We start from the raw sequence: 19,168 nt of genomic DNA on the forward strand, positions 1-19,168 counted from the left end.
ATCACTCATGACTGCCCAGACCCCGCCAGTGCCGTGCGCCGATGAAGATGAAGCGCAGCTGCTGGGTAATCTTGGCTTGTGGCGTAAGGTGCGGTGCGAGCGAAGCGGGCGGAGGGTCGATCAGTTCGGGTAGCATGGCGAACACGCTTTTGACGACAAGATCGGCGATGATCGACAGCGATTCGGCGTTCAAATGCTTCCATTTTGGCATTTTGGCCAGGTCGGCGGTCAGGTCGGCGCTGATGCCTTCGCGCAAGGCGCCCAGTGCCTGACGGACCTTGAGCGAGCCGCCGTACTGTTCCCGCGCCAGAAACAGGAACTGCGAGCGGTTGGCGGCCACACGTTCCAGAAAGATCTTTACCGACGCACGAATCAGCCCGCCCATGGCGAATTCGTTGTGCCGCACCAGGCGGATGGTTTCACGAAAGGTCTGACCGACTTCGCTGACCAGCACCAGACCCAACTGGTCCATGTCTTCGAAGTGGCGATAGAAGCCGGTCGGCACAATGCCTGCCGTGCGGGCGACTTCGCGCAGGCTGAGGCTGCCGAAACCGCGCCCGCTCTCCATCAACTGGTGGGCGGCGTCCAGCAGGGCTCTTCGGGTCTGTTGTTTCTGTTCGGCGCGGGGCAGCATGGCTCAAACGATTCTGGATAAACACTGCATCGCACTTTAACAAATGCGCTTTGCCTGCGTCGAAAGGCTTTTTTCAAATGGCCGGCGTGATCAGACTCGCTGATATTGCTGCACCAGACGATCTGGACCGTTTTCAGCCAGACGCTGCTCACGATCCTGCTCCGGGGCGGCGAAGGCATTGGCGGCGAAGATGGACAGAAACAGACTGAGTAATAGATGGGGTTTCATGGCTGTGCTCCTCGAAAGAGCGGAAGATGGTGTAGGCGTGCACTATGACGCCGGGCCTGTGTGTAAAGAAGTTCATAAAGATGATGGTGGGAATCAACCAAAATGATTGAGTCCTGCCGGTGGTCTTTTAAAGGCTGTTGGCTTATTTGCCCAAGCCGATCAAACCCTCGACGTTTTTGTCAGTCGAACGGGCATGTCGTATTCAGTGCACCAAGGCAGGGGCACTGTTTTCTGGAGAGTCATGCATGACGCGCAGCCGTAGGATTTTCGCGTGGACAGGTGCCACTTTGCTGGTGGTGCTGGCCGTGTTGGTCATTGTGATTGTCACTTTCGACTGGAACCGCATCAAACCCACCCTCAATGAAAAAGTCAGCGAAGCGCTGCATCGCCCGTTCGCCATCAACGGCAACCTGGACGTGCGCTGGTCGCGCGAGCCTGAGCTGGGTGGCTGGCGCGCATGGGTGCCCTCACCGCATTTCGTGGCGGAAGACCTGACACTGGGCAATCCGGAGTGGTCGAAACAGCCGCAGATGGTCACGCTCAAGCAGGTGGAATTTCGCCTGTCGCTGCTGCCACTGCTGGCGCAGCACGTGGTCATTCCGCGCATTGACCTGACCGGGCCTGAAGCGAAGCTGGAGCGCCTGGCCGACGGTCGTGCCAACTGGATGTTCGACCTGCCCAAATCCGACCCCAATGCCGAGCCGACCAAATGGGAAGTGGACATCGGTGCGATCAAGTTCGACAAGGGCCTGGTGGGCTTCAACGATCAGACCCTGAACACCCAGCTGGACGTGGTGATCGACATGCTCGGCAAGCCGATTCCGTTTGGCGAAATCGTTGGCAGCAAGGAAGCGAAGAAGGCCCAGGACAAAGGCGCCGTGCCTCAGGACTACGCGTTTGGTCTGGCCGTCAAAGGTCAGTACCATGGCCAGCAACTCAACGGCACTGGCAAGATCGGTGGCCTGTTGGCATTGAAGGACGCCGCTCAGCCATTTCCGGTGCAGGCCGATGTGAAGGTGGGCGATACCCATGTGGTGATCGCCGGAACCGTGACCGACCCGCAGAACCTTGGTGCGCTGGACCTGCGCCTGAAACTGTCGGGTGCCAGCCTGAGCAATCTTTATCCGCTGACAGGTGTCACGCTGCCAGACTCGCCCGCCTATTCAACGGACGGCCGCCTGATCGCCAAACTGCATGACCCGGCAGGCGCCAGTTTCAGTTACGAGAAATTCAACGGCAAGATCGGCAAAAGCGATATCCACGGTGACCTGGGCTATGTCGCCAGCCAGCCACGGCCCAAGCTGACGGGTGTATTGGTGTCCGATCAACTGCTGTTCAGTGATCTGGCCCCGCTCATCGGTGCCGACTCCAACGCGGCGCAGAAAAAGCGTGGCGGTGAGAGCAAGCAGCCTTCGGGCAAGGTACTGCCGGTCGAGGAGTTCCAGACCGACCGTTGGCGCGCGATGGATGCGGACGTCGAGTTCACCGGCAAACGCATCGTCCAGAGCCCGGACCTGCCATTCACTGACCTATATACGCATCTGATTCTGAACGACGGCCAGCTCAGTCTGGAGCCACTGCGCTTCGGCGTGGCGGGCGGCAAGCTGGACGCGGACATTCGCCTTGATGGACGTGACAAGCCGCTGCTGGGCCGGGCGAAGCTGTCGGCGCGCAACTTCAAACTCAAGCAATTGTTCCCGACGTTCGAGCCGATGAAGACCAGCTTTGGTGAGCTGAACGGCGATGCGGATATCACGGGGCGCGGCAATTCGATTGCGGCGCTGCTCGGTACGGCCAATGGCGAAATGAAAATGCTGGTCAACGACGGCGCGATCAGCCGTGGCCTGATGGAAATCGCTGGGCTCAACGTGGGCAACTACGTGGTCGGTAAACTGTTTGGCGACAAGGACGTGAAGATCAACTGCGCTGCGTCCGATTTCGGCATCAAGGACGGTCTGGCGACCAGTCGGCTGTTCGTCTTCGATACCGAGAATGCGATCATCTACATCAGCGGCACGGCCAACATGAAGACCGAGCAACTGGACCTGCAGATCAACCCAGAGTCCAAAGGCTTTCGCGTGTTCTCCCTGCGCTCGCCGCTGTACGTCAACGGCCCGTTCGCCCGGCCCAATGCGGGCGTGCAGTCCGGTCCGCTGTTGCTGCGTGGCGCAGGGATGGTCCTGCTGGGTGCGACCATCGGGCCTGCGGCCGGGTTGCTGGCGCTGGTCGCGACGGGCGACAGTGAGCCGAACCAGTGTGGTCCGTTGCTCGAGCAGATGCGCTCAGGTAAAGCGCCGAAGACCGTCAAGTAAGCGTCAGCATCGGGCTTGATCGTCAACCCTTTGCTGATCGTTCTCACGCACTGCGTGATAACGCCTCTCAGGACGCTCGGCGTCCGACCGTGATGTGACGCAGAGCGTCAAGGGCTGCATACCCACGCGGAGCATGGGCACGATCGTCAACCCTGCGATGATCGTTCCCACGCTCCAGCGTGGTAACGCCTCTCAGGACGCTCCGCGTCCGGCCGTGAGGTGACGCAGAGCGTCACGGACTGCATACCCACGCGGCATGGGTACGATCAGTGATCGGTCCTCACGCTCCGCAGCGAACAAACAAACGCCCATAAAAAAGCCAGGATAACTATCCTGGCTTTTGCTTTCAGTCCCGAATCACAGGTCGTTCAGGATGTCCGCCATGTCGTCGGCGTGCTCTTCTTCCTGCGCGAGGATTTCTTCGAAGATGCGACGGGTAGTCGGGTCGGTGTCACCGATGTACTGGATGATTTCACGGTAGCTATCGACCGCAATGCGCTCGGCAACCAGGTCTTCGTAAACCATTTCCTTGAGCGTGTTGCCTGCCACGTACTGTGCGTGGGAGTTCTTCGACAGGGTGTCGGGGTTGAACTCAGGCTCGCCGCCGAGTTGCACGATACGCTCGGCCAGCTTGTCGGCGTGCTCGGCTTCCTGCTGCGCGTGCTCCAGAAACTCGGAAGCCGCAACGCTGGCCTTCAGGCCGGTCGCCATGTAGTAGTGACGCTTGTAGCGCAGTACGCAGACCAGCTCGGTGGCCAGCGACTCATTGAGCAGGCGCAGGACCGTCTCACGATCAGCGTTGTAGCCTTCAGTGACCGCACCATTCTCAACGTTCTGGCGCGCACGCTGGCGCAAGCTGCTTACATCGGATAGCTGTGGTGCAGAAATCATGGGTTATCTCCAGGTTCATCAGGTTTTGTGTGTCTCGCTCTGTGTGTTGCCCGGCAAGATCATCAAGGGTTGTGAGTGATGAACGGCGAGAAAGTTTTATCGGATTTTTCAGGTTTCACGCTTTGCTGAACGCGTAAAAAATATAAGAAACGAGCGCGCACCCCTGCGGTCCCAACCTTGAGACCTATTCAATCGTGGAGATTCACATGCTCAAGTTTCTGGGAAGCACCGTCGGCATCATTTTTCTGATCGGCCTGATCGTGGTGATTGCGTTGTTCAAGCTGGTGTTCTGACGTTTGTACAAATAACGTCCATAAAAAAGCCCGATGCATCACGCATCGGGCTTTTTCGTTTCAGATCGGTATTACATCGCGCGTTCGTTCGCTTCGCGCTGTTCGCACGTCATGAAACCTTTGTTGGTTACGCGACCGTCGCTGTTGAAGCTGACGTGGTAGACCTGTTTGTGACCGTCTTTGGCCATGACGTAGTTGTTGCATGTGCCGGTATTGACCTTGCGATCAATGGTCGACGACGGCTCACCGCCGATGGTCAGGACCTGCTGGCGGGTCATGCCGTTCTCGACCTGCTTGACCAGTGGTTCGTTGCGGTAGGTGACGTAGTCCACCGGGTTCTGCACGGTTGTGTTGCTGCAGCCAGCCAATGCCGCCAGTGCAAAGGTTGCTGCGAGGATTTTGTTGTACATCTTTATTGCTCCACATGTCAGAGCCGGTCTTGGCCCGTTGCAGCTTGGAGCAAGGGAAGGGCGCAAGAGTTCGAAAAAAAGATGGCGATTAGGCAGTACCTCTGGTGGTCATGTTGTTCTGCCTTCTCAAAAAAACACCGCTAAGGTTGAAAAGGCTTAATCAACTCGTTTCAGCACAAGGAGATCAACATGGCGCAAGAACAGGCGACGCGTTATCCATTGTTGCTGGTACCAGGCTTGTTAGGGTTTGTGCGGTTAGTGGTGTATCCCTACTGGTTCGGCATCGTGAAAGCGCTTGAACGCGGCGGAGCGACAGTCATACCGGTCATGGTGTCCGGGGTCAATTCGACCGAGATACGCGGTGAGCAGTTGCTCAAGGTCATCGAGCAGACGGTTCGGGAGACCGGAGTGGCCAAGGTCAACCTGATCGGCCACAGCCAGGGAGCGCTGACCGTACGTTACGTGGCAGCCAGGCGCCCCGATCTGGTCGCCTCGGTCACCTCCGTGGCCGGTCCCAACTATGGGTCGGAGCTGGCGGATTATCTGGAACGGCACTTTCCGCCGGGGACGCTGGGCGGGCGCGTCGTCAATGCGGTGATCGGCCTGCTGGCCTGGACGATTGTTGCGTTCGAAACCGGCTATCGCGGGCCAAAGCTGCCGATGGACATCACCGCCTCGCATCAGTCCCTCACCACCACCGGCGTTGCGCTGTTCAACAGGCAGTATCCCCAGGGTTTGCCGGAAGTATGGGGCGAGAACGGCGAAGAACTGGTCGATGGCGTGCGCTATTACTCCTGGTCAGGGATCCTCAAGCCGGGCGTGACCAATCGCGGACGCAACCTGATTGATGGCACCAACGTGACCTGTCGAATATTCGCTCGCACGTTCAGGAAAGAGCGAGGTCAATCTGATGGCATGGTCGGGCGTTTCAGTTCGCACCTGGGCACGGTCATCGGGGATGACTTTCCGCTCGACCATTTTGACATCGTCAACCAGACCTTCGGGCTGGTGGGCAAAGGCGCAGATCCTGTACGCCTGTTCATGGAACACGCCGCGCGCCTCAAGGCTGCCGGCCTTTAACTCAATCAGGCAGTAATTCGTAATCAGCCGCTCGAAGATGACGGCCAGGAAGTGATGCGATGGGCGATAAAGAACTGTATGAAATCGAGTACACCCTGCTGGGTGAGCACCATGTGGATGTCATCGAGAACCTGGACGTGCCGATCATTGAAATCGTGCATGAACTGGCGCTGAAACACGACGTAGAGCTGGATGACCTTCCGGAAGGCGGCATGCCCCACGCTGCTGGTATCACGGACGTGTCGATCCACAGTGTGGAGGGCGGTGAGGGCAGCGCGACGGCCTAGCCTTTTCTGAGTTGTAGCGGGGTCTTCCAGCGTTCCGCGAGGATCACTCCGCACAGGGTCAGCGCGCCGCCGTACAGGTGATAAAGCGCCAGCTGTTCGTCAAGCGCCACGGCGGCAATCAATGCCGTGGCGATTGGCATCAGGTTGAAGAACAGCGTGGTGCGGCTCGGCCCCAGGCGCATGATCGAGGTCATCCACAACCAGGGTGCCAACATCGAGGTGGGAATGGCGGCGTATAGCACCAGCGCACTATTGCTCGCATTCAGGCCGGTTCTCGGCGACAGGATGAACAGCGGAAACAGCACCACGATCGCCACCAGAATCTGCATGTACAACAAGTGCAGCGGAGGCAGGCGCAACTGCCATTTTTTCAACAGCATGCTGTACAGCGCGTAGGCTGCAGCGGCGAACAGCACGATGGCATCGCCCCGATTCATCCCTTGCTCGATGAGCCCTGTGAGGTTGCCAGCGGCGACCACCACTATCACACCCGCGAAAGAAATGACTGCGCCGAGCAGCGCGCCCCAGGTCAGTCGTGTGCCCAGGCAGGCGATGGACAGCCCCAGCGCCATCACCGGTACAAGTGACTGAATGATCCCCATGTTGGTGGCCGTGGTCATGCCTGCGGCAAAGTACGCGAGGCTTTGATAAACCGCCATGCCCAGCGCACCCAGAACGACGATCTTGCCCAGCAACGGCCTGATCGCCGCACGATTTCTCCACACCGGCAGGAGCATGAATGGTGTGAACAGCAGCCCCGCTAGCAGCCAGCGGTAGAACCCGATTTCGGACGGGAAGATGACTTCGGACGCCGCCTTGGTGATGACGGTGTTGACGGACCAGATGAAGATGGTCAGAAGTGGAAACGCGTATTGCATGGGAAAGCCGACAGGTGAACGAGGCGCAACTATCCACCTGTTTCAAATGAATGCCAATCGGTGCGCCTGATGATTGCTCATATTTTGCAACATCTTGGCTACACTGACTTCAGTCTGTGCCGACCGGTACAGCGGATCTGGAGAGTCGAACGATGAAGATACCCGGTATTGCTTTGTTGCTCGTTGGCCTGATGTGTTCCGCCCAGGGTTTTGCCGCTACGGCGCAGCAGAACAAGATGACCACCTGCAACGCCGACGCCAGTGCCAAGTCACTCAAGGGCGATGAGCGCAAGACGTTCATGAGCACGTGCCTGAAAGCCACGCCTGCTCCGGCGGCCACTCAGCAGGAAAAGATGAAGACCTGCAACGCGACGGCTTCCACTCAGGCGCTCAAGGGCGACGCCCGCAAGACGTTCATGAGCGATTGTCTCAAGAAGAAATAATTTTTCAGCCCCTCGCCTCGCCTGGGGCAGGCAGCGTAAGTGCAGTAAACGCTGCACTTGCGCGTCGTTGTCAGTCCGGTCATCGAATAGATGTTCGCGCCGTCCCGTTTCCGGCTTGCGGATGACTGGTTCTCGGCTGCGAACGCTGGCAGACTGCCCACCTCTTCGTGCTGCCCTTTGAGGGTCTATGCCAACGTTTTCTGCGCGTCAGGTATTAATAGCCAGCTGGATTCTCGTGTTCGGCGGTCTGCTGTTGGTATTGCCCTTCAAACTTCTGCCAAGTCTGCTGGCCGGGCTGCTGGTCTTCGAACTGGTCAACATGCTGACCCCCAAACTGCAAAAGCTCATCTCTGGCGAACGTGCCAGGTGGCTGGCTGTTGCGCTGTTGGGGACCATCATTGTCAGTCTGCTGACCCTGATCTTCGCCGGTGCCATCAGCTTCGTGCTGCATGAGGCCGAGAACCCTGGCGCATCGCTGGACAAGTTCATGATCCTGGTGGATCGCGCCCGTGGTCAGCTTCCGCCGTTCATTGATTCCTACCTGCCCGCCAGTGCGGCCGAGTTTCAGGTTTCGCTGTTCCAGTGGTTGCAGAAACATATCGGCGAGCTGCAACTGATCGGCAAGGGCGCTGCACACATGTTCGTGACCATGCTCATCGGCATGGTGCTCGGCGCGATCATTGCCCTGCAGCGGATTTCCGACGTACATACCCGCAAGCCGCTGGCTTCTGCATTGTTCGACCGGCTTTATCTGGTCAGCCGCGCATTTCGCAACATCGTCTTTGCCCAGATCAAGATTTCACTGCTCAACACAGCGTTCACCTCGGTGTTCCTGGCTGTCGTTCTGCCGTTGTGCGGCATTCACCTGCCGCTGACCAAGACCCTGATCATCATGACCTTCCTGCTCGGGCTGTTGCCTGTCGTGGGTAACCTGATGTCCAACACGCTGATCTTCATTGTCGGCATGTCGATCTCGATCTGGGTCGCACTGGCGGCGCTGGGTTACCTGATCGTGATCCACAAGGTGGAATACTTCCTGAACGCGCGGATCGTGGGCGGGCAGATCAACGCCAAATCGTGGGAGCTGCTGCTGGCGATGCTGTTGTTCGAAGCCGCGTTCGGCCTGCCGGGCGTGGTGGCAGGACCTATTTACTACGCGTACCTGAAGAGTGAGTTGCAGAAGGAAGGGCTGGTTTAAGGGCGGTCCAGGATCATCCGCACACTCTGCGTCCGCTCTTGAATGTGACGCAGAGCGTCACGGGCTGCATACGCACGCGGAGCATGGGCACGATCGTCAACCTCACGCTGATCGTTCCCACGCTCCAGCGTGGTAACGCCTCTCAGGACGCTCCGCGTCCGCTTGAAGACGTGACGCGGAGCGTGGGCATGATCATCGGCCCGCTTCAGCCGTAACGCTTCTTCGCTTCAATCGCCAGCCCGCTGCCGATGCTGCCGAAGATGTTGCCTTCCACGTGACGTGCATTCGGCAGCATCGCCGATACGCTGTTACGCAGCGCAGGAATGCCGCTTGAGCCGCCGGTAAAGAACACCGTGTTGACCTGCTCGACGCCCACGCCTGCCTGACTCAGCAGTTGAGTTACGCTGTTGCGGACCCGCTCAAGCTGCGCATCGATTGCCGCCTCGAACATCGCCCGACCCAGGTCCACGCTCAATCCCGGTTCGATACGGTCCATCAGCAAGTGACGGGTATCGGTCTGGGTCAGCTGGATCTTGGTCTCTTCCACTTCCATGGCCAGCCAGTGCCCGGCGCGTTGTTCGATCAGCTTGAACAGCCGGTCGATGCCGCCGGTGTCTTCGATGTCGTAACGCATGCTGCCCAGTGCGAGCTGGGACTTCTGCGAGTACACGGCGTTGATGGTGTGCCAGGTCGCCAGGTTGATGTGGTGACTGGTGGGCATGTACGCGCCGCTTTTCATGCGGCTGCCGTAGCCGAACAGCGGCATCACGCCCTGCAGGCTCAACTGCTTGTCGAAGTCGGTACCGCCAATGTGCACGCCGCCGGTGGCCAGGATGTCGTCCTGACGATCTTCATGTTCACGCCGCTCGGGAGACAGGCGTACCAGCGAGAAGTCGGAGGTACCACCACCGATGTCGACGATCAGTACCAGTTCTTCCTGGGTGATGGTGGACTCGTAGTCGAACGCTGCAGCAATGGGTTCGAACTGGAACGACACGTCCTTGAAGCCAATCTTGCGGGCGACTTCGGCCAGTGTGTCTTCGGCTTCCTGATCGGCCATGGCGTCGTCATCAACAAAGTGCACCGGGCGGCCCAGCACCACCTGTTCGAACTCGCGTCCGGCGGTCTTTTCAGCGCGTTTTTTCAGCTCGCCGATAAACAGGGCCAGCAGGTCCTTGAACGGCATCGCCGTGCCGAGCACGCTGGTGTCGTGCTTGATCAGCTTGGAACCCAGCAGGCTCTTGAGCGAGCGCATCAGGCGGCCTTCGTAGCCTTCCAGGTATTCGTGAAGCGCCAGGCGGCCATAGACCGGGCGACGCTCTTCCATGTTGAAGAACACCACCGAGGGCAGGGTGATCTTGTCGTCCTCCAGCGCGATCAACGATTCCACACCTGGCCGTTGCCAGCCGACAGTGGAATTGGACGTGCCGAAATCGATGCCGCAGGCACGGGCCGGGGATTGGTCATTCATGTCTTTTACGTTCCAGTCAAAAAACGGCCGCGCAGTTTATGTCAGTGCGCAGCAATTGCGTAGGGCGATGCGTCGCTTATTCCGGGTTATCGGTATTTGCGCCCGGGGCTTGAACTCGGGACCATCACCCCCAATCTTGATGGGATTCTCGGTAGACCAGGTTGTCGAACACCTGACGGCCAGAAGACAGGGCGTGCTACCGGGCTGTTTTTTCGATGTGAAGTCTTTCAGGTGCCTCGAACACGAGGAGGCTGGGCGTGTTATACCAGCGCATCTGGCTGCGCTGGATAATTGGATGGGTGATTGTTAGATGGATTTCAAAGACTACTACAAGATACTGGATGTCGAACCGACTGCAGACGACAAGGCGATCAAGACGGCCTATCGCAAGTTGGCGCGCAAGTATCACCCCGACGTCAGTAAAGAGGCCGGGGCTGAGGACAAATTCAAGGAAGCGTCCGAGGCTTACGAAGTGCTGAGCAGCCCCGACAAGCGCGCCGAATATGACGAGCTGCGCAAGTACGGGCGTCAGGGGCGGCCGTTCCAGACCCCGCCGGGCTGGCAGAGCCGCGCCGGTGCGGGCGGATTTGGCGAGGAGACGGCGGACTTTTCCGAGTTCTTCAGTTCCATCTTCGGCGGGCGTGCCCAACAGGGTGGCCGCAGCCGCAATCCGGGTCGCAAGGGGCAGGATGTGGAAATGGAACTGGCCGTCTTTCTGGAAGAGACGCTGTCGGCCGAGTCCAAGCAGGTCAGTTTCAAGGTGCCGCAGCACAGCCCCAACGGGCAGCGCATGAGCGACATCACCAAAACCCTGAACGTGAAGATTCCCGCAGGCGTCGTGGACGGCGAGCGTATTCGTCTCAAGGGCCAGGGCGCGCCGGGAATAGCTGGTGGTGCGAATGGTGACATGTACCTGATCATCCGCCTGGCGCCGCACCCGATGTTCGAGGTGGAAGGTCATGATCTGGTCATTACCGTGCCACTGGCACCCTGGGAAGCTGCGCTGGGCGCCAAGGTCGCCGTGCCTACGCTGACAGGCCGGATCAACCTGACCATCCGCCCGGACAGCCAGAACGGTCAACGCCTGCGTATCAAGGGCAACGGCCTGATGAGCAAGGCGGGCGAGCGCGGCGACCTGTATGCCCAGATCAAGATCGTGATGCCAAAGCACATCGACGATGCCAGTCGGGCGCTGTGGCAGAAGCTGGCGGACAGCTCGTCATTTGACCCAAGGGCTCAGTGGGGTAATTGATCGAGTCATGATCGTGCCTCCGCGTGGGCACGATCATCAGCCAGTCTTCGCAGCCCTCAGTTTCTGGGCAGCACCACGGTAAAGGTGGTGCCGTCGCCGATGGTCGAGGTCACGGTAATGCTGCCGCTGTGGGCGTTGACCACTTCCTTGACGATGAACAGACCCAGCCCCAGGCTGGTCGTGGTGGTGCGGCTTTCGCTGTTTTCTTCGGAACTGCGTACCAACGGGTCGAAAATCGTGCCGATGGCGTCTTCGGCAATCGGCTTGCCCTCGTTGTGAACCACCAGCTCTACCGTGTCCGGCCCGCCGATGACCCGCACCGTGATTTCATGGCTGGCCGCGCCGTGCTGCAAGGCGTTGCCGATCAGGTTCTGCAACATCTGACTGATCCGTCCGCTGTCCCAGTGTCCCTGCGTCTCACCTTCAATCGTAAGCACGGGCGCCGAATTCGGGTGTCCGGCGCACGCTTCTTCGATAGCTTCACGACAGGCGCCCGCCAGGTCCATGAACTTGCGCTCTACCGGCAGGCTGGCGCCCAGGCGGCTGCGAACGAACTCGAGGAGGTCGCCTACCATCGTGCCCATATGCCGCGTGCTGGTTTTGATACGCGAGATGTAGCCCTGGGTCTTTTCATCCATGACCAGTTTGCGGGCCAGCAGCTCGGTGGACATGCTGACTGCCTGAAGCGGTGCGCGCAGGTCATGGCCGAGAATTGCCAGAAAGATGTCCCGCGAGCGCGCCACACGTTCGGCATAAGCCGCAGTGGATTCGGCCAATGCTTCGTCGATGGCTTCGTTGAAGCGGATCACGTCGCGAAAATCAGCCAGTTGCGGCGTGGTCAGGCTGTCCACCCACAGGCGAATGACACTGGCGCGTAGATGCCTGAACTCCGAAGTCATCTGCACCAGATCAAACCCGACTTCATGGCGCAGTTCACCATGACTGGTCGCTGCTTCATCCAGGCTCGGCGTCTTGTTCAACTCCTCACCGCGGGCCTTGGCGATTTCTTCGCTCTTGCTCTGGGCGGTCTTCATATCCCGCGCAGCCGCCAGCAGAATCGACTGGGCATGATCACGCAGCTCTGCGGTGTTCATGGTGTCTGCAGCGGGTTTCAGTGTTCTGGCGAAGTTTTCCCATTCATCGACGATGCGATCCACATGGAGAACGATGAATTCGGAAAGGCGCATGGCCGGTTACCTTGCTGGGGGAGCGTGACGGAGATGGCGCATCTTACCGCCTTTACAGTGCGCAACAAACAGAGCGTTGACTGACATTTCTGTCAGTAGACGCTGTTTTTGTGACGTCCTAAGGTGGTGCGACGGGTTACGTGGATGGAGGTTCGGAGCATGAGCGTAGAAATGGTTTCAGATTCAACCTTTCAGAAGAGCGTTATCGACGCTAGTCAGGAGAAGTTGGTGGTGGTCGAGTTTTCGACCGTAGACAAGACAACCAAGCGAGATCCTTCCGTTCTCAATGCCAGTGGCAAGATGGATGCGGTGATTGACGAGCTGGACACGAAGTACGCAGGTAAAGTCGTATTTTGCAGAGTCGAGATCAAACTGAATTCGGATCTGAAGGATACGCAGAACCCCACTACCTCAAACGCCTACGCCATTAATCATGGTCCGACGATGGTGTTTATCAGCAAAGGCCAGAAGAGCAGGGATCTTGTGGGGTTGCAGACCCAAGAGAGAATGATGCAGGTGATTGACGAGCTGTTGACCTGAATTTGCCCTTGAGAACATAGGGAGCATTGTGATGAAAGAAGCAGATTTTCTTGATCTGGTTAACCAACGGATCAATGCCGCCGCACAAAATATCATCGACAAGAAAAATACACAGCTTGACGATATTTCCTATGGAAAGCTTGATGTATTGCTGGCGTTGCGCAGAGCCCTGATGGGCAACGCGACCCCAGAGGATATAGGCATGCTGGACGCTATCAATGACGCGCTACAGGCACTTGGAATACTCCAGGCAAAGGAAACTTTCTTTGGCCGAATAGAGCGCTAGAGCCACTCTTGAGTAGCCGCTGTGCCATGGATTGCAGCGCATGAAAGGAATAATGCCATGAGCGTCATCATCGTCAGCGATAACAGCTTTCAGAATGAACTCTCCAAGAAACCACCCCTGTTGCTGGCTGAATTCAGCAGGCCCGGCAAGGATGAGGGTGGCTACGATAATCAGAGTGCCCGCATGGGGCTGATCATCGACAAGCTTGCTACACCTGAAGAGTTCGGAGGAAGCGTTGTAATGGTTCGTGTCCCGATGGACGACTGCAGTAAAACCGTCAAGGAATATAGCGTTAAGCGGCACCGACCGTGATCTTCTTCGGGGATGGTAAGGAACTGAGCAGAGAGAGCAAACTTTCATCTGATCACGTGGTGCAGAAACACGCGGAACAATCTGCTTAAGCCTGAACAAGGAGCCTGAGTGGTTCAGGCTTGATAAGAGAGCCTTCCAGCAGGAAGGCTCTCTTGTTTCTCTGGCAGCGTTTCTAGAACAGAAAATACCGCTGCGCCATCGGCAGCACATCCGCAGGCTCACACCACAGCAGCACGCCGTCGGCCTTGACCTGATAGGTCTGCGGGTCGACTTCGATGTCGGGCAAGTAGTCGTTGTGGATCAGGTCTTTCTTCTGCACGGTGCGGCAGCCTTTGACCACGCCTATCTGCTTCTTCAGACCCAGTGATTCCGGCACGCCTGCGTCGAACGCGGCCTGGCTGATGAAGGTCATGCTGGTGGCGTGCAGGGAGCTGCCGTAGCTGGCGAACATCGGGCGGTAGTGGACGGGTTGCGGTGTCGGGATCGAGGCGTTGGCGTCGCCCATCAGGCTGGCGGCAATGGCGCCGCCCTTGAGGATCAGTGTCGGTTTGACGCCGAAGAACGCCGGGCGCCACAGCACCAGATCTGCCCATTTACCCACTTCAATGGAGCCCACTTCATGGCTGATACCGTGGGTGATGGCCGGGTTGATGGTGTATTTGGCGATGTAGCGCTTGGCGCGGAAGTTGTCGTTTCCCGGACCGTCTTGAGGCAGCGGACCGCGCTGCTTCTTCATCTTGTCGGCAGTCTGCCAGGTGCGCATGATCACCTCGCCGACGCGACCCATGGCCTGGCTGTCGGAGCTGAGCATCGAAAATGCGCCCAGGTCGTGGAGGATGTCTTCGGCGGCAATGGTCTCGCGACGGATGCGGCTTTCCGCGAAAGCGACGTCTTCAGCGATGCTCGGGTCCAGGTGATGGCAGACCATGAGCATGTCCAGGTGCTCGTCGATGGTGTTGCGGGTGAACGGCCGGGTCGGGTTGGTCGAACTGGGCAGCACGTTCGGCGAGCCGCAGGCCTTGATGATGTCGGGCGCGTGGCCGCCACCGGCACCTTCGGTGTGATAGGTGTGGATCGTACGGTTCTTGAACGCAGCGAGCGTGGTCTCGACAAAGCCCGACTCGTTCAGCGTGTCAGTGTGAATCGCCACCTGCACGTCGTATTCGTCGGCCACGCTCAGGCAGTTGTCGATGGCGGCAGGCGTGGTGCCCCAGTCTTCGTGCAGCTTGAGGCCGATTGCGCCCGCCTTGACCTGCTCGATCAACGGGCCGGGCAGGCTGACGTTGCCCTTGCCGGTCAGGCCGATGTTCATCGGGAAGGCGTCAGCGGCCTGCAGCATGCGCGCCATGTGCCAGGGGCCGGGTGTGACGGTCGTGGCGTTGGTGCCGGTTGCCGGACCGGTGCCGCCGCCGATCATGGTGGTCACGCCGCTCATCAAGGCTTCTTCGATCTGCTGCGGGCAGATGAAGTGGATGTGCGTATCGACGCCGCCTGCGGTGAGGATCATGCCTTCGCCTGCGATCACTTCAGTGGCTGCGCCCACCGCGATGGTTACGTCGGGCTGGATGTCCGGGTTGCCTGCCTTACCGATGGCGGCGATGCGACCGTTCTTGAGGCCGACGTCGGCTTTTACGATGCCCCAGTGATCGATGATCAGCGCATTGGTGATCAACGTGTCGACCACCTCGGCCGCCAGCAACTGGCCTTGGCCCATGCCGTCTCGAATGACTTTGCCGCCGCCGAATTTCACTTCTTCACCGTAGGTGGTGAAGTCTTTCTCGACTTCGATCCACAGCTCAGTGTCGGCCAGGCGAACCTTGTCGCCCACCGTAGGGCCGAACATGTCGGCGTAGGCTTGTCTGGAAATCTTCATGGTGATTCCTTGAGTACTTTATGGGCTTCACACTGATCGCTCCCGCGCTCTGAGCAGGAACGATCTGAGCCTGCGCCTTGATTCAATCCAACTCGCCCATCACTCGACCGGCAAACCCGTACACCTTGCGCAAGCCTGCAAGGTCCACGAGTTCAACCTCGCGTGCCTGCCCAGGCTCGAAGCGTACGGCGGTGCCAGCCGGAATATTCAGGCGCATGCCGCGGCTGGCGGCTCGGTCGAAGGTCAGGGCATCGTTGGTTTCGAAAAAGTGAAAGTGCGAGCCCACCTGAATCGGACGATCGCCACTGTTGGCAACGGTCAGGCTCAGGGTACGGCGGCCGGCGTTGAGTTCGATCTCGCCGGGCTGGATCTGGTATTGGCCAGGGATCATGTCGGTTGCCCCAAGGTTTTGAAATAAATGGCGGTCGGTCGGTAGCGACCGTCCGGTGTGGCGCAGTAGTCAGGCAGTTCGCCCACGCGGGTGTAAGCCATCGAGCGATAGAAGGCTTCCGCCGTCGAGCCTGCTTCGGTGTCCAGGTGCAGCAGGCCGCGCTTGAGTTTCACGGCGGCCTGTTCGACCGCCTCCATCAGTTGCCTGCCCAGACCGTGGCCGCGTGCGGCAGGCGACACCATCAGCTTCTGCACCTCGGCACGGTTGAGCCCGTTGGGCTTCTGGCACAGCGCAAGCTGTGCGCTGGCCTGCAGGCGTTCATTGTCGACCACGACCCACAGCAACAGATCGCCTGACGCAACGTCAGCTCTTAAACCATCACACCAGCGGAGCGCCTGCTCCAGCGTCAGGTCAGCCATGAACCCTACCGATGCGCCGTCATGGACGGTGTCGAACAGCAGTTGCGCCAGACCCTGACGGTAATGCGCGAAGCTTTCAGCGGTGACGCGACGCAACTGTGCTGGGTTCATGGAAGGCTCTCGGTTATACGGATTTGGGGGCTTGCGAGGCTGGTGCCTGAGCGCCGGGCGACAAGTCCAATTGCATGAAGGTCAGGTCCAGCCAGCGACCGAACTTGGTGCCCACCTGCGGCATCTGGCCGGTGGTCGTGAAGCCCAGGCGTTCGTGCAGGGCAATCGAGGCCGCGTTACCGCTTTCAATGGCAGCCACCATCATGTGTTTGTCGCAGGTGCGGGCGCGCTCGATCAAGGCCGACATCAGTTTTGGCCCCAGGCCCTTGCCACGCTGATCGGCGCGTACGTACACCGAGTGCTCGACCGTATGACGAAAGCCCTCGAAAGGACGCCAGTCGCCAAACGATGAATAACCCAGCACTTCGCCTGCCGCATCCACAGCGACCAGAATCGGGTAGGCCTGGGTCTGGCGGGAGGCATACCACGTCTGGCGGTTGGCCAGATCGACCGGCTGTTCGTTCCAGATGGCGGTGGTGTTGAGCACCGCATCGTTGTAGATGGCGAGAATGCCGGGCAAATCTTCCGGCAGTGCATCGCGAATCACGTCTTGCATGCGGGTGTCCTCAGGCAATCGGCTGATGCACGGTGACCAGCTTGGTCCCGTCTGGAAACGTCGCTTCCACCTGAATCTCCGGGATCATTTCCGGAATGCCTTCCATCACTTGCTCGCGGGTCAGCAACGTCGTGCCGTAATGCATCAGGTCGGCGACCGTCTGGCCGTCACGTGCACCTTCGAGCAGCGCTGCGGAAATGTAGGCCATGGCTTCCGGATAATTGAGCTTCACTCCACGCGCCAGGCGCCGTTCGGCAACCAGTCCGGCGGTGAAAATCAGCAGCTTGTCTTTTTCGCGTGGCGTCAGGTCCATGGGGTTTCCGTGTCGTGGTGTTCGGGTTGCTGTGCAGTCATTGTTGGCGCTTTTGTGGAAAGCGTCTGCCAACCTTCATGTATTCCAGATTCTCGGCGTCACCGCCTCGCGTCCCAGCAATGCCGGACGCAGTTTTTTCCAGACTTCGATCAGCCAGGCTCTCGCGTGCAAGGCCTCGTTGGCCAGACAGCGCGCCACGACCAGCCCCGGCACCTGGGTCAGATCACCACGTACCGGATTGGGCATCGACAGGCTGCGGCAGGCTTCAAGCAATTCGCTGTCCACCTCGCCGGTGATCAGCAATGTGGCAAACACCGTATGGCCATCCAGCCCGACCGGTGAATCCAGCAGCCCGTCGCCCCCGATAATGCGTTGCCGTTCGTGCCAGATCAATGTGCCATCGCGGCGGATATCCAGCGCGGACTGAAAATGCCCGTGCTCGAAACGCTCGCCACTGGCCGGACGGCCCAGCGCCACGACATCCCAGTAACACAGCTTCGCGTCGCCTTTCAGTTCGATGCGGGTGGTCAGTTCGGCCTGAGCGTTACAGAACACGATGCTTTCCTGAGGCAGCCATTCCAGCGTCGCGCCGGGCTCGACCTGCAGCTCCAGTTGCTGAAACGCCGGGCTTGCCGCGCGATACCATTTGGCTGCGCCGGGGCTGGTCAATTGCGCCCAGGCGTCGGTGCCGACGTTGGCCGAGATATCCAGACGGTCGCCGCCCGCGATACCGCCGGGTGGATGGACGATGATGTGCTGACACACCTCGGGGCCTTCGGCGTACAGATGTTTCTGCACCCGCAGCGGACCTTTGTGGCGGCGCTGGACCGGCCGCGTGCTGTCGTCAAAACGCCCATAGCCCAGCTCCAGCTCGGCGTGCCAGCTGGGCGTGAACAGGGCGGTATTGGCAGGCAGATTCATGGCGTCTTCAATTCTGTGTCGAGGATTGCACGATAACGGATTGGCGCATCAAATGGTGACCAGCCCGCGAACGCCTTCGGCTTCCATGTTCTCGCCACGGCCCTGCTGGACGATTTCACCCCGGGACATCACCAGATACTGGTCCGCCAGTTCAGCGGCGAAGTCGTAGAACTGCTCCACGAGCAGAATCGCCATGTCGCCGCGCTCGGCCAGCTTCTTGATGACCGCGCCGATCTCCTTGATCACCGACGGCTGAATGCCTTCGGTAGGCTCATCGAGAATCAGCAGGCGAGGGCGGCTGGCCAGTGCGCGACCAATCGCCAGTTGCTGCTGCTGGCCGCCCGACAGATCGCCGCCACGGCGGTGCTTCATTTGCAGCAGCACGGGGAACAGCTCGTAGATGAACGCAGGCACCTCTTTGGCCTCCGAGCCCGGAAAGCGCGACAGGCCCATCAACAGGTTTTCCTCGACGGTCAGCCGTCCGAAGATTTCCCGGCCCTGCGGTACGTAAGCAATACCGGCGTGCACGCGCTGGTGGGGCTTGAAGCCGGTAATGGCCTTGCCTTCCCATTGCACCGAGCCTTCCTTCGACGGCAACAGGCCCATCAGCACCCGCAGCAACGTGGTCTTGCCCACGCCGTTGCGGCCCAGCAGGCAGGTGACTTCACCGACCTTCACGTCAAAGGACAGGCCACGCAGAATGTGGCTGCCGCCGTAATATTGATGAAGCTTTTCGACCTGCAGCATGGTTCATGTTCTCTTCTGTTACAGCGTGGTCGCCGTTATGCTCCGCGTCACAAATGGCACAGACTGCGGACTCAGTGAGTCGAGCGCATGGCTCCAGTCACCTTTTCGCCCCTCGGCGACTTACTTTGAGAGGCC

The 19,168-nt window shown here is 59.3% G+C and carries 24 protein-coding genes; 10 read left to right on the top strand and 14 right to left on the bottom strand.

Annotated elements, in window-relative coordinates:
• Position 1: 1 nt before the first annotated feature.
• Positions 2 to 634, bottom strand: a complete 633-nt coding sequence (locus QRN20_RS26540; RefSeq protein ID WP_004883632.1) for a TetR family transcriptional regulator — start codon at positions 632 to 634, stop codon at positions 2 to 4.
• Between the two features lie 90 nt (positions 635 to 724).
• Positions 725 to 862 carry a hypothetical protein gene (locus QRN20_RS26545; RefSeq protein WP_155400979.1) on the bottom strand — a complete coding sequence of 46 codons (138 nt, stop codon included), beginning with the start codon at positions 860 to 862 and terminating at the stop codon, positions 725 to 727.
• 245 nt (positions 863 to 1,107) lie between these two features.
• Here QRN20_RS26545 and QRN20_RS26550 point away from each other — a divergent pair, with 245 nt between their 5' ends.
• Complete coding sequence (locus tag QRN20_RS26550; protein WP_122745784.1) at positions 1,108 to 3,174, top strand: AsmA family protein; 2,067 nt, start codon at positions 1,108 to 1,110, stop codon at positions 3,172 to 3,174.
• Between the two features lie 357 nt (positions 3,175 to 3,531).
• On the opposite strand, the gene QRN20_RS26555 is transcribed toward QRN20_RS26550, so the two are convergent.
• Positions 3,532 to 4,065, bottom strand: a complete 534-nt coding sequence (locus tag QRN20_RS26555; RefSeq protein WP_004887290.1) for a ferritin-like domain-containing protein — start codon at positions 4,063 to 4,065, stop codon at positions 3,532 to 3,534.
• A gap of 194 nt (positions 4,066 to 4,259) precedes the next feature.
• On the opposite strand from QRN20_RS26555, the gene QRN20_RS27000 reads away from it, so the two are divergent.
• Entirely contained in the window at positions 4,260 to 4,358 is a 99-nt protein-coding gene (locus QRN20_RS27000) for a small membrane protein YohP (RefSeq protein ID WP_442587048.1), read from the top strand.
• 71 nt (positions 4,359 to 4,429) lie between these two features.
• Here the strand turns inward: QRN20_RS27000 and osmE are convergent, their stop codons facing one another.
• Complete coding sequence (osmE, locus tag QRN20_RS26560; RefSeq protein WP_029241995.1) at positions 4,430 to 4,768, bottom strand: osmotically-inducible lipoprotein OsmE; 339 nt, start codon at positions 4,766 to 4,768, stop codon at positions 4,430 to 4,432.
• A 189-nt stretch (positions 4,769 to 4,957) separates the two neighbouring features.
• On the opposite strand from osmE, the gene QRN20_RS26565 reads away from it, so the two are divergent.
• Both QRN20_RS26565 and QRN20_RS26570 read left to right on the top strand, forming a co-directional pair.
• Positions 4,958 to 5,848: an alpha/beta hydrolase gene (locus tag QRN20_RS26565; protein ID WP_088236040.1), complete on the top strand. Its 891-nt coding sequence runs from the start codon at positions 4,958 to 4,960 to the stop codon at positions 5,846 to 5,848.
• Between the two features lie 59 nt (positions 5,849 to 5,907).
• Positions 5,908 to 6,135 carry a hypothetical protein gene (locus QRN20_RS26570; protein ID WP_025994117.1) on the top strand — a complete coding sequence of 76 codons (228 nt, stop codon included), beginning with the start codon at positions 5,908 to 5,910 and terminating at the stop codon, positions 6,133 to 6,135.
• On the opposite strand, the gene QRN20_RS26575 is transcribed toward QRN20_RS26570, so the two are convergent.
• Positions 6,132 to 7,013 carry a DMT family transporter gene (locus QRN20_RS26575; RefSeq protein ID WP_004887283.1) on the bottom strand — a complete coding sequence of 294 codons (882 nt, stop codon included), beginning with the start codon at positions 7,011 to 7,013 and terminating at the stop codon, positions 6,132 to 6,134. The two genes, QRN20_RS26570 and QRN20_RS26575, sit on opposite strands and share 4 nt — an antisense overlap.
• A gap of 152 nt (positions 7,014 to 7,165) precedes the next feature.
• Here QRN20_RS26575 and QRN20_RS26580 point away from each other — a divergent pair, with 152 nt between their 5' ends.
• Positions 7,166 to 7,456 carry a PsiF family protein gene (locus QRN20_RS26580; RefSeq protein ID WP_004887281.1) on the top strand — a complete coding sequence of 97 codons (291 nt, stop codon included), beginning with the start codon at positions 7,166 to 7,168 and terminating at the stop codon, positions 7,454 to 7,456.
• 187 nt (positions 7,457 to 7,643) lie between these two features.
• The gene (locus QRN20_RS26585; RefSeq protein WP_004887280.1) at positions 7,644 to 8,654 is read left to right on the top strand and encodes an AI-2E family transporter; all 1,011 of its coding nucleotides are present in this window, start codon (positions 7,644 to 7,646) and stop codon (positions 8,652 to 8,654) included.
• A 205-nt stretch (positions 8,655 to 8,859) separates the two neighbouring features.
• Here the strand turns inward: QRN20_RS26585 and QRN20_RS26590 are convergent, their stop codons facing one another.
• A complete protein-coding gene (locus tag QRN20_RS26590; RefSeq protein ID WP_025994119.1) occupies positions 8,860 to 10,125 on the bottom strand; it encodes an Hsp70 family protein in 1,266 nt (421 codons plus the stop codon).
• 310 nt (positions 10,126 to 10,435) lie between these two features.
• Here QRN20_RS26590 and cbpA point away from each other — a divergent pair, with 310 nt between their 5' ends.
• Positions 10,436 to 11,377 carry a curved DNA-binding protein gene (gene cbpA, locus QRN20_RS26595; RefSeq protein ID WP_004887276.1) on the top strand — a complete coding sequence of 314 codons (942 nt, stop codon included), beginning with the start codon at positions 10,436 to 10,438 and terminating at the stop codon, positions 11,375 to 11,377.
• A 56-nt stretch (positions 11,378 to 11,433) separates the two neighbouring features.
• On the opposite strand, the gene QRN20_RS26600 is transcribed toward cbpA, so the two are convergent.
• The gene (locus QRN20_RS26600) at positions 11,434 to 12,564 is read right to left on the bottom strand and encodes a sensor histidine kinase (protein ID WP_029241993.1); all 1,131 of its coding nucleotides are present in this window, start codon (positions 12,562 to 12,564) and stop codon (positions 11,434 to 11,436) included.
• 159 nt (positions 12,565 to 12,723) lie between these two features.
• On the opposite strand from QRN20_RS26600, the gene QRN20_RS26605 reads away from it, so the two are divergent.
• The 3 genes from QRN20_RS26605 to QRN20_RS26615 are packed head-to-tail and all read left to right on the top strand — an operon-like array spanning position 12,724 to position 13,702.
• Entirely contained in the window at positions 12,724 to 13,104 is a 381-nt protein-coding gene (locus tag QRN20_RS26605) for a thioredoxin family protein (RefSeq protein ID WP_058432119.1), read from the top strand.
• A 31-nt stretch (positions 13,105 to 13,135) separates the two neighbouring features.
• On the top strand, positions 13,136 to 13,390 hold the full coding sequence (locus QRN20_RS26610) for a hypothetical protein (RefSeq protein WP_058432120.1): 255 nt from the start codon (positions 13,136 to 13,138) through the stop codon (positions 13,388 to 13,390).
• Positions 13,391 to 13,447: 57 nt separating this feature from the next.
• Positions 13,448 to 13,702 (top strand): hypothetical protein, encoded by a 255-nt coding sequence (locus tag QRN20_RS26615; RefSeq protein ID WP_058432121.1) that lies wholly within the window; start codon positions 13,448 to 13,450, stop codon positions 13,700 to 13,702.
• A 172-nt stretch (positions 13,703 to 13,874) separates the two neighbouring features.
• On the opposite strand, the gene ureC is transcribed toward QRN20_RS26615, so the two are convergent.
• The 7 genes from ureC to urtE all read right to left on the bottom strand — a co-directional run bounded on the left by ureC (position 13,875) and on the right by urtE (position 19,033).
• The gene (gene ureC, locus QRN20_RS26620) at positions 13,875 to 15,575 is read right to left on the bottom strand and encodes an urease subunit alpha (protein WP_004887262.1); all 1,701 of its coding nucleotides are present in this window, start codon (positions 15,573 to 15,575) and stop codon (positions 13,875 to 13,877) included.
• A gap of 82 nt (positions 15,576 to 15,657) precedes the next feature.
• A complete protein-coding gene (locus QRN20_RS26625; RefSeq protein WP_004887260.1) occupies positions 15,658 to 15,966 on the bottom strand; it encodes an urease subunit beta in 309 nt (102 codons plus the stop codon).
• Positions 15,963 to 16,496: a GNAT family N-acetyltransferase gene (locus QRN20_RS26630; RefSeq protein ID WP_043305326.1), complete on the bottom strand. Its 534-nt coding sequence runs from the start codon at positions 16,494 to 16,496 to the stop codon at positions 15,963 to 15,965. Before QRN20_RS26630 ends, QRN20_RS26625 begins: the two co-directional genes overlap by 4 nt.
• Before the next feature lie 13 nt (positions 16,497 to 16,509).
• On the bottom strand, positions 16,510 to 17,052 hold the full coding sequence (locus QRN20_RS26635) for a GNAT family N-acetyltransferase (protein WP_058432122.1): 543 nt from the start codon (positions 17,050 to 17,052) through the stop codon (positions 16,510 to 16,512).
• A gap of 10 nt (positions 17,053 to 17,062) precedes the next feature.
• On the bottom strand, positions 17,063 to 17,365 hold the full coding sequence (locus QRN20_RS26640; protein WP_004887254.1) for an urease subunit gamma: 303 nt from the start codon (positions 17,363 to 17,365) through the stop codon (positions 17,063 to 17,065).
• A 75-nt stretch (positions 17,366 to 17,440) separates the two neighbouring features.
• Complete coding sequence (locus tag QRN20_RS26645; protein WP_058432123.1) at positions 17,441 to 18,286, bottom strand: urease accessory protein UreD; 846 nt, start codon at positions 18,284 to 18,286, stop codon at positions 17,441 to 17,443.
• Between the two features lie 48 nt (positions 18,287 to 18,334).
• A complete protein-coding gene (urtE, locus tag QRN20_RS26650; RefSeq protein ID WP_003376418.1) occupies positions 18,335 to 19,033 on the bottom strand; it encodes an urea ABC transporter ATP-binding subunit UrtE in 699 nt (232 codons plus the stop codon).
• Positions 19,034 to 19,168: the final 135 nt, after the last annotated feature.

It is taken from the genome of Pseudomonas sp. fls2-241-TYG-175 (assembly GCF_030209155.1).
GTDB lineage: Bacteria > Pseudomonadota > Gammaproteobacteria > Pseudomonadales > Pseudomonadaceae > Aquipseudomonas > Aquipseudomonas viridiflava.

What these genes read in the sequence shown, in the direction of transcription:
- cbpA (WP_004887276.1), top strand. Translation starts at nt 10,436, where the DNA reads ATGGATTTCAAAGACTACTACAAGATACTGGATGTCGAACCGACTGCA.
- QRN20_RS26575 (WP_004887283.1), bottom strand. Translation starts at nt 7,013, where the DNA reads ATGCAATACGCGTTTCCACTTCTGACCATCTTCATCTGGTCCGTCAAC.
- QRN20_RS26635 (WP_058432122.1), bottom strand. Translation starts at nt 17,052, where the DNA reads ATGCAAGACGTGATTCGCGATGCACTGCCGGAAGATTTGCCCGGCATT.
- QRN20_RS26590 (WP_025994119.1), bottom strand. Translation starts at nt 10,125, where the DNA reads ATGAATGACCAATCCCCGGCCCGTGCCTGCGGCATCGATTTCGGCACG.
- QRN20_RS26545 (WP_155400979.1), bottom strand. Translation starts at nt 862, where the DNA reads ATGAAACCCCATCTATTACTCAGTCTGTTTCTGTCCATCTTCGCCGCC.
- QRN20_RS26540 (WP_004883632.1), bottom strand. Translation starts at nt 634, where the DNA reads ATGCTGCCCCGCGCCGAACAGAAACAACAGACCCGAAGAGCCCTGCTG.
- urtE (WP_003376418.1), bottom strand. Translation starts at nt 19,033, where the DNA reads ATGCTGCAGGTCGAAAAGCTTCATCAATATTACGGCGGCAGCCACATT.
- ureC (WP_004887262.1), bottom strand. Translation starts at nt 15,575, where the DNA reads ATGAAGATTTCCAGACAAGCCTACGCCGACATGTTCGGCCCTACGGTG.
- QRN20_RS26645 (WP_058432123.1), bottom strand. Translation starts at nt 18,286, where the DNA reads ATGAATCTGCCTGCCAATACCGCCCTGTTCACGCCCAGCTGGCACGCC.
- QRN20_RS26610 (WP_058432120.1), top strand. Translation starts at nt 13,136, where the DNA reads ATGAAAGAAGCAGATTTTCTTGATCTGGTTAACCAACGGATCAATGCC.
- QRN20_RS26615 (WP_058432121.1), top strand. Translation starts at nt 13,448, where the DNA reads ATGAGCGTCATCATCGTCAGCGATAACAGCTTTCAGAATGAACTCTCC.
- QRN20_RS26550 (WP_122745784.1), top strand. Translation starts at nt 1,108, where the DNA reads ATGACGCGCAGCCGTAGGATTTTCGCGTGGACAGGTGCCACTTTGCTG.
- QRN20_RS26570 (WP_025994117.1), top strand. Translation starts at nt 5,908, where the DNA reads ATGGGCGATAAAGAACTGTATGAAATCGAGTACACCCTGCTGGGTGAG.
- QRN20_RS26585 (WP_004887280.1), top strand. Translation starts at nt 7,644, where the DNA reads ATGCCAACGTTTTCTGCGCGTCAGGTATTAATAGCCAGCTGGATTCTC.
- QRN20_RS26565 (WP_088236040.1), top strand. Translation starts at nt 4,958, where the DNA reads ATGGCGCAAGAACAGGCGACGCGTTATCCATTGTTGCTGGTACCAGGC.
- QRN20_RS26640 (WP_004887254.1), bottom strand. Translation starts at nt 17,365, where the DNA reads ATGGACCTGACGCCACGCGAAAAAGACAAGCTGCTGATTTTCACCGCC.
- QRN20_RS26605 (WP_058432119.1), top strand. Translation starts at nt 12,724, where the DNA reads ATGAGCGTAGAAATGGTTTCAGATTCAACCTTTCAGAAGAGCGTTATC.
- QRN20_RS26625 (WP_004887260.1), bottom strand. Translation starts at nt 15,966, where the DNA reads ATGATCCCTGGCCAATACCAGATCCAGCCCGGCGAGATCGAACTCAAC.
- osmE (WP_029241995.1), bottom strand. Translation starts at nt 4,768, where the DNA reads ATGTACAACAAAATCCTCGCAGCAACCTTTGCACTGGCGGCATTGGCT.
- QRN20_RS26630 (WP_043305326.1), bottom strand. Translation starts at nt 16,496, where the DNA reads ATGAACCCAGCACAGTTGCGTCGCGTCACCGCTGAAAGCTTCGCGCAT.
- QRN20_RS26580 (WP_004887281.1), top strand. Translation starts at nt 7,166, where the DNA reads ATGAAGATACCCGGTATTGCTTTGTTGCTCGTTGGCCTGATGTGTTCC.
- QRN20_RS26600 (WP_029241993.1), bottom strand. Translation starts at nt 12,564, where the DNA reads ATGCGCCTTTCCGAATTCATCGTTCTCCATGTGGATCGCATCGTCGAT.
- QRN20_RS26555 (WP_004887290.1), bottom strand. Translation starts at nt 4,065, where the DNA reads ATGATTTCTGCACCACAGCTATCCGATGTAAGCAGCTTGCGCCAGCGT.